A 12,314-nucleotide genomic window follows, 5' to 3' on the forward strand; every position below is an offset into this window, starting at 1 on the left:
CACGCGAGACCGAAGCCTCACAAATCAGCGGTAGTGCAAAAAGACGTTGTCGCGGCCGAACTGGTCACGCAATGCCTGAATCAAGCTGTCTGCCGGGTCGATCCGCCAGCCTTCGCCAAACTGCAATACGGCCTTGGCATCGTCACTGCTGTAATCCAGGGTAATCGGACAAGCGCCACGGTGACGGCCACACAACTCAGCCAGCCAGCGCAGGCGATCACCTTTCAAGGCCGCACTGTCGATCTTCAACCGCAGGCTGTCGGCCAGGCCGGTACGCGCTTCTTCCAGGCTCATCACCCGCTTGGCGCGCAAGCGCAGACCACCGGAAAAGTCGTCGTTGCTCACCTCACCCTCGACCACCACCAGGGCATCGGTCTGCAACAGCGCCTGGGCGCTGTTGAAGGCTTCGGCGAACAGCGAGGCTTCGATCCGCCCGGAGCGGTCATCCAGGGTGATAAAGCCCATCTTGTCGCCCTTCTTGTTCTTCATCACCCGCAGGTTGACCACCAGGCCGGCAATCGTCTGATCGCCACGCGCCGCTTTCAGGTCAACGATGCGTTGGCGAGCAAAACGCCGCACTTCACCTTCGTACTCATCAATCGGGTGGCCGGTCAGGTACAGGCCCAGGGTGTCCTTTTCACCCTTGAGGCGCTCTTTAAGGGTCAGCTCGCGGGCGCGCAGGTGATTGCGGTAAACATCCGCCTCGGTATCGGCAAACACCCCGCCGAACAGGTCCATATGCCCGCTCTCGGCGCTGCGCGCGGTCTGCTCGGCGGCCTGCACCGCCTCCTCCATTGCGCCCAGCAATACCGCGCGATTGCGGTCGATATTGGCCTTGTAGGCTTTCAGTTCTTCATAAAAATGTGGCCCCAGACGATCCAGCGCACCGCTGCGAATCAACGCTTCGAGGGTGCGCTTGTTGATGCGCTTGAGGTCGACCCGCGAGCAGAAGTCGAACAGATCCTTGAACGGTCCTTCCTGGCGCGCCTCGACGATGGCCTCCACCGGCCCCTCGCCGACACCCTTGATCGCGCCCAAGCCGTAGACGATCCAGCCTTCGTTGTTAACCGTGAACTTGAACTCGGAGATGTTCACATCCGGCGCATCGAGGCGCAGCTTCATGCTGCGGCATTCCTCGATCAGGGTGACCACCTTGTCGGTGTTGTGCATATCCGCCGACAACACCGCCGCCATAAAGGCCGCCGAGTGGTGCGCCTTGAGCCAGGCCGTCTGATACGACAGCAAGCCATAGGCAGCAGAGTGCGACTTGTTGAAACCGTAACCGGCGAATTTCTCCACCAGATCGAAGATGTTGCCCGCCAGGTTGGCGTCAATACCGTTGCTGGCGCAGCCTTCGATAAAGCCGCCGCGCTGCTTGGCCATCTCCTCGGGCTTCTTCTTACCCATGGCGCGACGCAGCATATCCGCACCACCGAGGGTGTAGCCGGCCATGACCTGGGCAATCTGCATCACCTGTTCCTGGTACAGGATGATGCCGTAGGTCGGTTTCAGCACCGGCTCCAGGCCCGCGTACTGATAGTCCTGATGCGGGTAGGAAATCGGCTCGCGACCGTGTTTACGGTTGATAAAGTCGTCCACCATGCCCGACTGCAGCGGCCCCGGACGGAACAGGGCCACCAGGGCGATCATGTCTTCCAGGCAGTCTGGCTTGAGCTTTTTGATCAGCTCCTTCATGCCGCGCGATTCAAGCTGGAACACCGCAGTGGTCTCGGCTTTCTGCAGCATGCTGAACGTCGGTTTGTCGTCCAGCGGGATAAAGTCGATGTTCAGGTCCGGCAGGCCCTTCTTGGCCTGCTCGCGGTTGATGGTCTCCATCGCCCACTTGATGATGGTCAGGGTGCGCAGGCCGAGGAAGTCGAACTTCACCAGGCCGGCGGATTCCACGTCGTCCTTGTCGAACTGGGTCACCAGGCCGCCGCCCTCGTCATCACAGGCAATCGGCGAGAAGTCGGTAAGCTTGGTGGGCGCGATCACCACGCCACCGGCGTGCTTGCCGGTACCGCGGCAGATGCCTTCGAGCTTGAGCGACATTTCCCAGATTTCCCGGCCGTCCTCGTCGACCTTGAGGAAGTCGCGCAGCGGCTCTTCCATCTCGTAGGCTTTTTCCAGGGTCATGCCGACTTCGAAGGGAATCATCTTCGACAGGCGGTCGGCCAGACCGTAGGACTTGCCCTGGGCCCGCGCCACATCGCGCACCACCGCTTTGGCCGCCATGGTGCCGAACGTGATGATCTGGCTCACCGCGTTACGCCCGTATTTTTCGGCCACGTAATCGATCACCCGGTCGCGGCCGTCCATGCAGAAGTCGACGTCGAAGTCGGGCATGGAGACCCGTTCCGGGTTGAGGAAACGTTCGAAAAGCAGGTCATAGGCCAGCGGGTCGAGGTCGGTGATCTTCTGTACGTAGGCCACCAGCGAACCGGCACCCGACCCACGGCCTGGGCCCACCGGCACGCCGTTGTTCTTCGCCCACTTGATAAAGTCCATCACGATCAGGAAGTAACCGGGGAAACCCATCTGGATGATGATATCCAGCTCGAAATTCAGCCGGTCGATATAGACCTGGCGCTTCTCTTCGTAATTGGGCGTGGTGTCCTTCGGCCAGAGCACCGCCAGACGCTCTTCCAGGCCTTCGAAGGAAACCTGACGGAAGTATTCATCCATGGTCATGCCGGCCGGCACGGGGAAATCCGGCAGGAAGTATTTGCCCAACTGCACTTCGATATTGCAGCGTTTGGCAATCTCGATGGTGTTTTCCAGCGCTTCCGGCAGGTCACTGAACAGCTCGGCCATTTCCTCCGGGGTTTTCAGGTATTGCTGGTCGGAATAGCTGCGCAGGCGACGTGGGTCATCCAGGCTGCGGCCTTCACCGATGCACACGCGGGTTTCGTGGGCGGCGAAATCGTCCTGCTTGATAAAGCGCACATCGTTGGTCGCCACCAGTGGCGCGCCGACCTTATCGGCCAGGGCGACGGCGGCGTGCAGGTGTTCTTCATCATTGACCCGGTTGGTACGCTGCACTTCCAGGTAGAAGCGTTCGGGGAACACCGCCATCCACTCGCGCAGCAAGGCTTCGGCCGCCGCCGGTTCGCCATCGAGCAAGGCATGGCCGACTTCGCCTTCCTTCGCGCCGGACAAGGCAATCAGGCCTTCGGCCGCCTCCTTGACCCAGTCGCGCTGGATAATCACCAGGTCGTTGCTCTGCCCTTCGCTCCAGCCGCGCGACACCAGTTCGGTGAGGTTGCGATAGCCCTTGGCATTCATCGCCAGCAGGGTCAGACGCGACAGCGGGCCATCTTCCTCGGCGCTGGCCAGCCAGATGTCGGCACCGCAGATCGGCTTGATGCCACCGCCCATGGCGGCCTTATAGAACTTCACCAACGAGCACATATTGCTCATGTCGGTGACCGCCACCGCCGGCATCCCGGCCGCTGCCACTGACTTGATCAGCGGTTTGACCCGCACCAGACCGTCGACCAGGGAAAACTCGGTGTGCAGGCGCAGATGGACGAATGGAGCGGTCATGGCAGTCCTATACAAAACACAAAAACGACAAGGCCCGGATTGTACCGGGCCTTGGGTGAAACATCAGCTTAAGGCTTAACCACTTGCACAATCGGCGGCAAACCCAGCGCAGAGGCTGGGCCGCGACGCATAGCCGAACGCCACGGTACTCAGCGCTTGTCCCACACCCCAGGCTCCAGCTTGGCCTGCACTTCCGGGTACTGGCTGGCATCGAAGGTCGGCAGCTTGCCGGCCTGGCGCTGGCTGTTGTAGTCACGCGCCAACTTGATTGCCAGATTCGACAGCAGCAGGATGGCGATCAAGTTGGTGATCGCCATCAACCCCATCGAGACATCGGCCAGGTTCCATACGAACGGCAAGGAGGCCAGCGCACCGAACATCACCATGCCGAGCACGGCCAAGCGGAACACCAGCAGACCGGCCGTATGGTTATGCTCCAGGAACACCAAGCAGTTTTCGGCATAGAAATAGTTGGCGACTATCGAGGTGAAGGCAAAGAACAGAATGATCACTGCCAGGAAGTACTTGCCCCAGTCACCGACCTGACTGGTCAGGGCGTTCTGCACCAGCATGATGCCCTCACCCGACTGCGGGCCGGCCAGCAGAATAATCGCTGCCGACGCCGTGCAGATCATGATGGTGTCGATAAACACCCCGGCCATCTGCACGTAGCCCTGGGAAACCGGATGCGGCGGATACGGCGTCGCCGATGCCGCAGCATTCGGTGCCGAGCCCATACCGGCCTCGTTGGAAAACAACCCACGCTTGAAACCGTTCATGATCGCCGCGCCAATGCCACCTGCTGCGGCCTCGTGCAAGCCGAAGGCGCTCTTGACGATCAGCGCCAGTACGGCGGGGATCTCACTCAGGTTCAGCAGAATGATGCCGACCGCCACCAACAGGTAAGCGACCGCCATGAAGGGCACCGCCAGCTCGGAGAACCGCGCAATCGAGCGCAGGCCGCCAAAAATGATCAAGGCGGTCAGCACCACGATGGCAATGCCACTGGCCCACAGCGGCACATCGAAAGCACCGAGCATCGCACCACTGATGGTATTGGCCTGTACCGAGTTGAAGACGAAACCGAACGCGATGATCAGGAAAATAGAGAACAGAATGCCCATCCAACGCGCATTCAGACCTTTTTCCATGTAATAGGCCGGACCACCACGGAACTGGCCTTTCTCGTCGCGAATCTTGAACAACTGCGCCAGCGTCGCCTCGACGAACCCCGTCGCCATGCCAACCAGTGCAATCATCCACATCCAGAAAATTGCCCCCGGCCCACCCAAGGTGATGGCCACGGCCACACCCGCGACATTGCCCGTGCCGACCCGCGCCGCCAGCGAGGTGCACAAGGCCTGGAACGAGGAAATGCCCGAATCGTCGCTCTGCCGGCTGCCCTTGAGCACGCTGAAGATATGGCCGAAATGGCGCAATTGGATCAAGCCAAGGCGCGCGCTGAAATACAGGCCGCAACCGACCAGCAGCCAAATCAGCACCTTGCCCCAGATCAAACCATTGAGTACATCGACGACCTGCGTGGCCATTTCCTGCATGAGAGACTCCCGACCGCTTGTGGCGGCGTGTTCGTTGGGCCTTGCGATAAAGACCGGAGAACAGCGGTTCAGCGAAGGTGAACGCGCTGCGCGATCACACTGACCAGTGTAGCCAGCGCGAGGGGGCGGCACTGTCCTTCATTACCGCGGGGATTGGCGTACGAACTGGCGACCAAAGCGTTCAGTCAGGCGACATAACGGCGCCGGGCTCAGCGCTCCAGCAGGTTGCGCACCGGGGCGAACGAGCGCCGATGAATCGGCGTCGGCCCAAGACGGCGCAAGGCCTCAAGATGTACCGGCGTGGGGTAGCCTTTATGCCCGGCGATACCATAGCCGGGGTATTGTGCGTCCAGCAGCTGCATCTCGCGATCACGGCTGACCTTGGCCAAAATCGAGGCCGCCGCAATCGCCGGCACCTGACTATCGCCTTTGATCACGGCGGCGCTGGGCACCTGCAATTTCGGGCAACGGTTGCCATCGATCAGCGCCAGCCTGGGCGTGATACTCAAGCCTTCGACCGCGCGCTGCATGGCCAACATGGTGGCATGCAGGATGTTCAGCCGATCGATCTCTTCCACCTCGGCGCGGGCGATGCACCAGGCCAGGGCCTTTTCGCGAATCTCATCGAAGAGTTTGTCGCGGCGCGCTTCGCTGAGCTTCTTCGAGTCATTCAGACCGAGGATCGGCCGTGCCGGATCGAGAATCACCGCAGCAGTGACCACGGCCCCACAGAGCGGACCGCGGCCGACTTCATCGACCCCGGCCACCAATTCTTGCACCAAGCTGAAATCCAGGCCCAACTGCATCAGCCGCGCCCTGCCAGCGTGAGCACCGCTTGGGCCGCCTGGGCCGAGGCATCGCGGCGCAAGGCCCGGTGAATCACATCGAAACCCTCAGTCTGTACTGCGCCGCCCTCCAGCAGCGGCGCCACGACCTGGGCCAATGCTTCGGCGGTCGCAGCATCCTGAATCAGCTCCGGCACCAGCAGCCGCTCGGCCAACAAGTTGGGTAGGGAGATGTAGCGGCTTGTCACCAGACGTTTGAGAACCCGGTAAGTCAGTGGCGCGACCTTATACGCCACCACCATCGGTCGCTTGTAGAGCAACGCTTCCAGCGTGGCGGTGCCGGAGGCGATCAATACCGCATCGCAGGCAGCCAGGGCGTCATGCGATCGACCATCGAGCAGGGTTAACGGCAAATCACGCCCTACCAGCATCTGCTCCAATTGCTCGCGACGCTCGGGGCTGGCGCACGGCAGGACGAAGCGAATACCAGGGCGCAAGGCGCGTAGACGCGTCGCCGCATCGAGAAACAAGCTGCCCAGCCGCGCCACTTCACCGCCACGGCTACCGGGCAACAAGGCCACCACCGGGCCATCGAGCGGCAATCCTAATCCGTCCCTGGCCGCCACACGGTCGGCCTGCAAAGGAATCATATCGGCCAGCGGATGACCGACAAACCGTACCGGCACCTGATGGGCGTCGTAAAACTGCGCCTCGAACGGGAACAGCGTAAGCATCAGGTCGCAGGCTTCGCGGATTTTCAGCACCCGTTTCTGCCGCCACGCCCACACCGACGGGCTGACGTAATGCACGGTCTTGATCCCGGCGCGGCGTAGCTTGAGCTCAACGCCAAGATTGAAATCCGGGGCATCGATGCCGATAAACACATCTGGCTTGGCGTCGATCAGGCTGCCGATCAACCGTCGCCGACGCGACAACAACTCCGGCAGACGCCCCAGCACCTCCACCAGCCCCATCACCGCCAGGCGTTCCATAGGGAAGTAGGACGTCAGGCCCTCGGCCTGCATGCGCGGACCGCCAACGCCAATAAATTCGATATGAGGATGGTGCGCTTTCAGGGCGTGCATCAGACCCGCGCCGAGGATATCGCCCGAGGCCTCGCCAGCTACCAGCGCGACGCGCAATACACCAGCCATAACTAGCGGGTAATGCCGCGGCTAGACGCCTGAATCGAGTCGCGAAACACCGCAACCTCGGGAAATTGCGCGGAAGACTCGGCCAGCTCCAGCAGCGCCTGTTCGACCGTCAGTCCCTGGCGATACACCGTCTTATAGGCACGCCGCAGCGCCGCGATGGCCTCGGCACTGAAACCACGACGGCGCATGCCCTCGAAGTTCATGCTGCGCGCCTCGGCCGGGTTGCCGAATACCGTGACATACGCCGGCACGTCTTTACCGATCGCCGTGCCCATGCCGGAAAAGCTGTGCGCACCGATGTGGCAGAACTGATGCACCAAGGTATAACCGGACAGAATCGCCCAGTCATCCACATGCACATGACCAGCCAATGCGGTGTTGTTGACCAGGATGCAGTGGTTGGCAATCACGCTGTCATGGCCGATGTGCGCATAGGCCATGATCAGGTTGTGGTCGCCAATGGTGGTCTCGTTACGGTCCTGGACCGTGCCACGGTGAATGGTCACGCCCTCGCGGATCACATTGTGATCGCCGATCACCAGGCGCGTCGGTTCACCCTTGTATTTCAGGTCCGGCGTATCTTCGCCAACCGAAGAAAACTGATAGATATGGTTGTGCCGACCAATCTGGGTCGGGCCCTTGAGAATCACATGAGGGCCAATCACAGTACCCTCGCCTATTTCCACATCGGCCCCGACAATCGACCAAGGGCCGACGACAACGTCGTCGGCCAGCTTGGCGCTGGGATCGATAATGGCGCGAGGGTCAATCAAACTCATAGTTTGCGTTCCGCACAGATGATTTCAGCCGAGCACACTTCCTTACCGTCGACGCTGGCACGGCAGGCGAATTTCCAGATACTGCGTTTGCTGCTGAGGAACTTGGCCTCAAGGGTCAACTGATCGCCCGGCACGACCGGCTGACGGAAGCGCAGCTTGTCCGAGCCGACGAAGTAATACAACGTACCGTCGGAAGGTTTCACACCCATCATTTTGAAACCGAGAATCCCGGCCGCCTGGGCCATGGCTTCGATGATCAACACACCCGGCATGATCGGGTGCTCGGGAAAATGCCCATTGAAAAACGGCTCATTGATGCTGACATTCTTATAGGCACGAATGCACTTGCCTTCAACATCCAGTTCCGCCACCCGATCCACCAGCAGGAACGGATAACGGTGCGGCAGGTATTCGCGAATTTCGTTGATGTCCATCATGTCCAGAGAAGCCTGTAATAAAAAGAGGAGAACGCGGCAATTGCCGGCTCAGGCATCAGATGAGGCGTTCCCACTTGAGGTCACGGCAGCCAGCTGTTTTTCCAGCTGTTGCAGACGCCGCGCCATGTCATCCAGCTGACGAATCCGCGCAGCGCTTTTGCGCCACTCGGCGGCAGGCTGCATGGCGGTACCCGAGGAATAAGAGCCCGGCTCGGTGATCGAGCGGGTGACCATGGTCATCCCCGTAACGAACACTCCATCACAGACTTCGATATGTCCGACCATGCCGACGCCACCGGCGATCATGCAGTTCTTACCGATCTTGGTGCTACCAGAAATCCCGGCGCAACCGGCCATCGCGGTGTTATCGCCGATCTGCACGTTGTGCGCGATCATGATCTGGTTATCCAGCTTGACCCCATTGCCAATCAACGTATCGGACAAGGCGCCGCGGTCGATAGTGGTGTTGGCACCGATTTCGACATCATCGCCAATCCTGACCCCGCCAATTTGGGCGATTTTCTGCCAGACGCCTTTCTCGTTGGCGAAACCAAAGCCTTCGCCGCCGATCACTGCACCCGACTGAATCACCACTCGCTTGCCGATGTGCACGTCGTGATACAAGGTCACGCGCGGCGCCAACCAGCCACCCTCACCAATCACCGAACGCGCACCGACCACGCAGTGCGCCCCGACAGTGACCCCCGCCGCAATCTGCGCGCCACTCTCGATCACGGCATACGCCGCAATGCTGGCGCTCGGATCGACCTGCGCATCGACAGCGATCAACGCCGTCGGGTGCGCGCCGGCAACCGCCTGCGGTTTGCGATCGAACAGATGGGAGAGTTGCGCGTAGGCCAGATAAGGGTTGGCAACGATCAGTGCATCGCCGCTGTAAGCGTCGGCATCGGCTGCGGTCAATAACACCGCACCGGCCTGGCAATCGTTCAGGTACTTACGGTATTGCGGATTGGCCAGAAATGTCAGCTGATCAGGGCGAGCCTCCTGCAAGGTGGCTAAGCCACTGATCGCTTTATTGGCGGCGCCACGCAGGGTAGCGCCCGAGCGCTCGGCCAACTGACCGAGAGTGAAAACCGCTGCTGTCATGATCAGCGCAGCTGATTCATGCGCTCGATGACTTGGCGAGTGATGTCGAACTGAGGTTTGACATCGATCACCGCACCGCGCTCTAGAACCAAATCGAAATTGCCGCTCTTGATCACTTCTTCAACGGCTTTATCCAGGTTCGGCTTGAGCTTTTTCAGCATATCGCGATCGGCGATAGCTTTAGCCTCGTTCAGCTCCTTGGATTGGAACTGGAAGTCGCGGGCTTTTTGCTTGAACTCCAGCTCCAGACGCTCGCGCTCGGCGGTTTGCATCTTCTCGCTATCTTTGACTAGACGGTCCTGGATGCGCTTGGCATCGCTTTCCAGAGTTTTCAGTTTGTTCAGCTGCGGACCGAATTTTTTCTCGGCATCCACGGCATAGCGCTTTGCTGCATCGGATTCGAGCAGCGCCATTTGATAATTGAGCACGGCCACTTTCATCTCGGCGAACGCCGGAGTGGTCAGCAGGACAGCACTTAACAGAACCAGTTGGGTCAACTTACGCACGATGCACTCCTGCAAAAAACCATTGTCGTTGTTCAGTGATCAGACGCTTAGAACGTCTGACCGAGGGAGAACTGGAATACTTGGGTGTCGGCATCGTCCGGCTTCACAACCGGCATTGCCAAGCTAAAACTCAACGGGCCCAGCGCAGTGATCCAGGTCAAGCCAACACCGACGGAACTGGCCAGGCTGCCCATATCGATCTCGCAACTGTCGCTCAGGCGCTTCTGGCTCGAGGTGCAGTTGGTATCGAACACGTTACCGACATCCCAGAACAACGCGGTACGCAGCGAACGCTGATCTTTCACGAACGGCATCGGGAACAGCAGTTCCGCGCCACCCTGGATCAGCACGTTGCCACCGAACGGCAGCGGATCTTGGTCAGGATCGGTAAAGCGCCCGTTGGCATCGGGACCAGAAACAATTGCTCCGGCAGCATTACGCACCACACTCGGCGTACTGCGCGGCCCCAGGCTGCTGTCTTCAAAGCCACGCACCGAGTTGAACCCCCCGGCGTAATAATGCTCGTAGAACGGCAATTCAGAGGTAGAACCGTAGCTATCGCCATAGCCCAACTGGGTATGGAAACGCATGGTGTAGGTGTCGCTCAACGGCTTGAAGACCTGGCCACGGTAATCGACTTTATAGAACGACAGATCACTGCCGGGCACCGTGGTCTCGAGCACTAGGCTTTGCGAGTGACCGCGGTTGGCCAAGACGCCGCGGTTAAGGGTCGACTCGGACCAACCGACGGAAGCCTTGAAGTTCAGGTACTTGTCGCCTTCCTGATCGATAAAGTCGAAAATCTCATCGACGGTGTAAATACCGGTATTGATGGTGTCTTGTTGCGCCGTTAGGCCATAGGTCAAACGCGAGGTTTCACTGATCGGGTAACCGATGCTCACGCCACCGCCCAAGCTGTCCACCGCGTAGCTGGACACGTCGACGTCCAACTCATCGTAGTCAGTGGTGCGATAAAACGCGTTGTAACCCAGGCTGACGCCATCCGGTGTCCAGTAGGGGTCAACAAAACCGAAGTTATAGCGGCTTTGGTATTCGCTGCGGGTCAAGCCCACGCTGACTTTGTTACCAGTGCCGAGGAAGTTGTTCTGGGTGATCGAGCCGCCGAGAATCAGACCGGCGTTCTGCGCAAAACCAACGCTGGCGGTAATCGAACCGGAGGCCTGCTCTTCGACACTGTAATTGACGTCGATCTGGTCGTCGGTGCCTGGCACTTGCGGGGTTTCGACGTTGACTTCTTTGAAGAAGCCCAAACGTTCCAGGCGGGTCTTGGATTGGTCGATCAGGTAAGTCGACGCCCAGCCACCTTCCATCTGGCGCATTTCACGGCGCAGCACTTCGTCTTCCGACTTGGTGTTGCCACGGAAGTTGATGCGGTTGACGTAAGCGCGCTTGCCCGGATCGACGACGAAGGTGATCGACACCGTATCGTCTTCATCATGAGCTTCCGGCACGCCGTTGACGTTGGCGAAGGTATAGCCCTCGTTGCCCAGACGACGGGTGATCAGTTCGGACGTAGTGGTCATCACTTTGCGCGAGAACACCTGCCCTTCTTTCACCAGAAGCAGCGCCTTGATCTCATCTTCAGGGACTTTCAGATCACCGCTGAGCTTGACCTCACGCACGGTATACTTCTGCCCTTCATCGACGTTGACGGTGATGTAGACGTGCTTCTTATCCGGCGTAATGGACACCTGGGTAGACGAGATATCCATATTGATGTAGCCGCGATCCAGGTAATAGGAGCGCAGACGCTCCAAGTCGCCGGACAGTTTCTCACGCGCGTACTTGTCGTCATTCTTGAAGAAAGACAACCAGTTGGTTGTTTTCAACTCGAACAAACCCACCAGGTCTTCGTCAGGGAAAACGCTGTTGCCCACCACGTTGATGTGCTGGATGGCCGCAACAGAGCCTTCATTGATATCGATCTTCAATGCCACGCGGTTACGCGGCTGCGGAATCACTTCGGTTTCGATTTCAGCCGAGTAGCGGCCTTGAGCCACATACTGACGCTGCAATTCGTTGCGCACACCTTCAAGGGTGGCACGCTGGAAAATCTCGCCCTCGGCCAGGCCCGACTGATTGAGGCCCTTGAGCAGATCTTCACTGGTAATCGCTTTGTTGCCGTCGATTTCGATGCTGGAAATCGACGGACGCTCGACCACGGTAATAACCAGCACATCGCCATCGCGACCGAGCTGGATATCTTGAAAGAAGCCGGTTTTGAACAGTTCGCGCGTAGCTTCTACCAACGTATTGTCATCGGCCTGTTCGCCGACATTCAGCGGCAAAGCACCAAATACGCTGCCCGCAGACACCCGCTGGAGGCCATTAACGCGAATATCGGAGATGGTGAAGGACTCGGCGTGAACTTCGGCGATCATCAATGCGGCAAGCACCGCAGGTAGCAGCAGACGTTTCAT

9 protein-coding genes are annotated in these 12,314 nt (G+C 59.4%); all 9 read right to left on the reverse strand.

Annotated features, from left to right (window positions below; translation table 11 throughout):
• Positions 1–24: 24 nt before the first annotated feature.
• Positions 25–3,546 carry a DNA polymerase III subunit alpha gene (dnaE, locus tag B3M58_RS08915; protein WP_296218434.1) on the reverse strand — a complete coding sequence of 1,174 codons (3,522 nt, stop codon included), beginning with the start codon at positions 3,544–3,546 and terminating at the stop codon, positions 25–27.
• A gap of 149 nt (positions 3,547–3,695) precedes the next feature.
• Positions 3,696–5,105 (reverse strand): alanine/glycine:cation symporter family protein, encoded by a 1,410-nt coding sequence (locus B3M58_RS08920; protein ID WP_296218436.1) that lies wholly within the window; start codon positions 5,103–5,105, stop codon positions 3,696–3,698.
• A gap of 209 nt (positions 5,106–5,314) precedes the next feature.
• Positions 5,315–5,911 carry a ribonuclease HII gene (rnhB, locus tag B3M58_RS08925; RefSeq protein WP_296218437.1) on the reverse strand — a complete coding sequence of 199 codons (597 nt, stop codon included), beginning with the start codon at positions 5,909–5,911 and terminating at the stop codon, positions 5,315–5,317.
• Complete coding sequence (gene lpxB / locus B3M58_RS08930; protein ID WP_296218438.1) at positions 5,911–7,044, reverse strand: lipid-A-disaccharide synthase; 1,134 nt, start codon at positions 7,042–7,044, stop codon at positions 5,911–5,913. The genes rnhB and lpxB overlap by 1 nt, the downstream gene beginning before the upstream one ends.
• Positions 7,045–7,046: 2 nt before the next feature.
• Positions 7,047–7,823, reverse strand: a complete 777-nt coding sequence (lpxA, locus tag B3M58_RS08935; RefSeq protein WP_296218439.1) for an acyl-ACP--UDP-N-acetylglucosamine O-acyltransferase — start codon at positions 7,821–7,823, stop codon at positions 7,047–7,049.
• Positions 7,820–8,260: a 3-hydroxyacyl-ACP dehydratase FabZ gene (gene fabZ / locus B3M58_RS08940; RefSeq protein WP_296218441.1), complete on the reverse strand. Its 441-nt coding sequence runs from the start codon at positions 8,258–8,260 to the stop codon at positions 7,820–7,822. The genes lpxA and fabZ overlap by 4 nt, the downstream gene beginning before the upstream one ends.
• A 48-nt stretch (positions 8,261–8,308) precedes the next feature.
• Positions 8,309–9,367 carry a UDP-3-O-(3-hydroxymyristoyl)glucosamine N-acyltransferase gene (gene lpxD / locus B3M58_RS08945; RefSeq protein ID WP_414704067.1) on the reverse strand — a complete coding sequence of 353 codons (1,059 nt, stop codon included), beginning with the start codon at positions 9,365–9,367 and terminating at the stop codon, positions 8,309–8,311.
• A gap of 2 nt (positions 9,368–9,369) precedes the next feature.
• Positions 9,370–9,873: an OmpH family outer membrane protein gene (locus tag B3M58_RS08950; protein ID WP_296218442.1), complete on the reverse strand. Its 504-nt coding sequence runs from the start codon at positions 9,871–9,873 to the stop codon at positions 9,370–9,372.
• 47 nt (positions 9,874–9,920) lie between these two features.
• Complete coding sequence (gene bamA / locus B3M58_RS08955) at positions 9,921–12,314, reverse strand: outer membrane protein assembly factor BamA (protein ID WP_296218443.1); 2,394 nt, start codon at positions 12,312–12,314, stop codon at positions 9,921–9,923.

Source organism: Pseudomonas sp. UBA2684, assembly GCA_002354655.1.
Lineage (GTDB): Bacteria > Pseudomonadota > Gammaproteobacteria > Pseudomonadales > Pseudomonadaceae > Aquipseudomonas.

Excerpts from the sequence above, each read along its gene's own strand:
- rnhB (WP_296218437.1), bottom strand. The coding sequence starts at position 5,911 with ATGCAGTTGGGCCTGGATTTCAGCTTGGTGCAAGAATTGGTGGCCGGG.
- dnaE (WP_296218434.1), bottom strand. The coding sequence starts at position 3,546 with ATGACCGCTCCATTCGTCCATCTGCGCCTGCACACCGAGTTTTCCCTG.
- B3M58_RS08920 (WP_296218436.1), bottom strand. The coding sequence starts at position 5,105 with ATGCAGGAAATGGCCACGCAGGTCGTCGATGTACTCAATGGTTTGATC.
- lpxD (WP_414704067.1), bottom strand. The coding sequence starts at position 9,367 with ATGACAGCAGCGGTTTTCACTCTCGGTCAGTTGGCCGAGCGCTCGGGC.
- bamA (WP_296218443.1), bottom strand. The coding sequence starts at position 12,314 with ATGAAACGTCTGCTGCTACCTGCGGTGCTTGCCGCATTGATGATCGCC.
- lpxA (WP_296218439.1), bottom strand. The coding sequence starts at position 7,823 with ATGAGTTTGATTGACCCTCGCGCCATTATCGATCCCAGCGCCAAGCTG.
- fabZ (WP_296218441.1), bottom strand. The coding sequence starts at position 8,260 with ATGATGGACATCAACGAAATTCGCGAATACCTGCCGCACCGTTATCCG.
- lpxB (WP_296218438.1), bottom strand. The coding sequence starts at position 7,044 with ATGGCTGGTGTATTGCGCGTCGCGCTGGTAGCTGGCGAGGCCTCGGGC.